Source organism: Pseudomonas sp. RIT-562, from assembly GCF_026241895.1.
Classification (GTDB): Bacteria; Pseudomonadota; Gammaproteobacteria; order Pseudomonadales; family Pseudomonadaceae; genus Aquipseudomonas; species Aquipseudomonas mandelii_F.
The window spans coordinates 1-535 of sequence record NZ_JAPJIV010000058.1; the positions used below are offsets into that span (position 1 = coordinate 1).

The window sequence follows — 535 nt, forward strand, 5'->3', positions numbered from 1 at the left end:
GCCTACGGTGGGCAGCCCACTGGTTACCCACCCGAAAGTGCGCATGGTCTCGCTGACCGGCTCGATCGCCACCGGCTCGAACATCATTTCCAGCACCGCCGACAGCGTCAAGCGCATGCACATGGAGCTGGGCGGCAAGGCCCCGGTGATCATCTTCGACGACGCCGACATCGACGCCGCCGTGGAAGGCATCCGCACCTTCGGTTTCTACAACGCCGGCCAGGATTGCACTGCAGCCTGCCGCATCTACGCCCAGGCCGGGATCTACGAGCAGTTCGTCGAGAAACTCGGTGCCGCGGTCAGCAGCATCAAGTACGGCTTGCAGGATGATCCGGCGACCGAGCTCGGCCCGCTGATCACCGCGCAACACCGCGACCGCGTGGCCGGGTTCGTCGAACGCGCCGTGGCGCAGTCGCACATCCGCCTGATCACGGGCGGCAAGGCGGTGGAAGGCAACGGTTTCTTCTTCGAGCCGACGGTCCTGGCGGACGCGCAGCAGGATGACGAAATCGTCCGCCGCGAGGTGTTCGGGCCG

1 protein-coding gene is annotated in these 535 nt (G+C 66.2%); it reads left to right on the forward strand.

Annotated elements, in window-relative coordinates; genetic code table 11:
- On the forward strand, window positions 1-535 hold a 535-nt coding region (locus ORL50_RS28730; protein ID WP_266020082.1), incomplete at both ends, for an aldehyde dehydrogenase family protein.